Origin of the sequence: Mesorhizobium sp. M1A.F.Ca.IN.020.06.1.1 (assembly GCF_004023265.1) — a bacterium.
In the GTDB taxonomy this organism is placed as follows: domain Bacteria; phylum Pseudomonadota; class Alphaproteobacteria; order Rhizobiales; family Rhizobiaceae; genus Mesorhizobium.
On record NZ_RZSR01001457.1, the window covers coordinates 1 to 956 of the forward strand.

Annotated in this window: 1 protein-coding gene and 1 pseudogene; both read left to right on the forward strand. The window is 63.4% G+C overall.

The genetic code is table 11. The features are described from left to right. Positions 1-477: pseudogene (gene gatB, locus EOA60_RS34825) on the forward strand (Asp-tRNA(Asn)/Glu-tRNA(Gln) amidotransferase GatCAB subunit B); the annotation flags it as partial. Between the two features lie 4 nt (positions 478-481). After that, positions 482-956: GNAT family N-acetyltransferase (locus EOA60_RS34830; RefSeq protein WP_128312722.1), on the forward strand; the 475-nt coding region annotated here is incomplete at its 3' end.

The following is a 956-nucleotide window of genomic DNA, read 5'->3' on the forward strand; positions in this document are numbered from 1 at the left end:
GTGCTGGTCTCGGAAAAGCCGATCGCCGACTATTTCGAGAAGGTGGCCTCGGGGCGCGACGGCAAGCTTGCCGCCAACTGGGTCATCAACGACCTGCTGGGCGCTCTCAACAAGGCTGGCAAAGATATTGAAAACGCTCCGCTTTCGCCTGAGCAGCTCGGTACCGTCGTCGACCTGATCAAGGAGGGCACGATCTCCGGCAAGATCGCCAAGGACCTGTTCGAGATCGTCTGGAACGAGGGCGGTGATCCGCGCCAACTGGTCGAAAGCCGCGGCATGAAGCAGGTGACAGACACCGGCGCCATCGAGAAGGCGGTCGACGAGGTCATCGCCGCCAATCCGGACAAGGCCGAGCAGGCGCGCGCCAAGCCGACCATGGCCGGCTGGTTCGTCGGCCAGGTGATGAAGGCGACCGGCGGCAAGGCGAACCCGCAGGCGGTCAACGAGCTGGTCAAGGCCAAGCTCGGCATCGAATAGAGCGATGTTCGTCCGCACCGCCAGCGAGCACGATCTTGTTGCGATCCGCGCGCTGCTGGTCGAGACGTGGTATGCGATCTATGACGCCATTTACGGCGCCGAGCATGTAACGGCGATCACCGACGACTGGCATTCTCTTGCTTCGCTCAAGGCGCAGCTGGCCCGGCCGAATTCCGAATTCCTGGTCGCTGACGATGGCAAGCGGCTTGGCGGCATGACTTTCGCGACCGCCACCACCGACCCGAAGATCGTCCTTCTGAACCAGCTCCACGTATCTCCGGATTGTCAGCGGCAAGGGATCGGCCAGGCGCTGCTCGACGAAGTCGAGGCCAGTTTTCCGCAGATGCGGACGCTGCGTCTGGAGGTCGAGCAGGCGAATGCGGCGGCGATCGCCTTCTACGAGGCGAACGGATTTCGGACGGCAGGCAGGACAGCGGATTGCGGCGGCAGTTCGGGATGGCCCGCGCTCATCCTGGAGA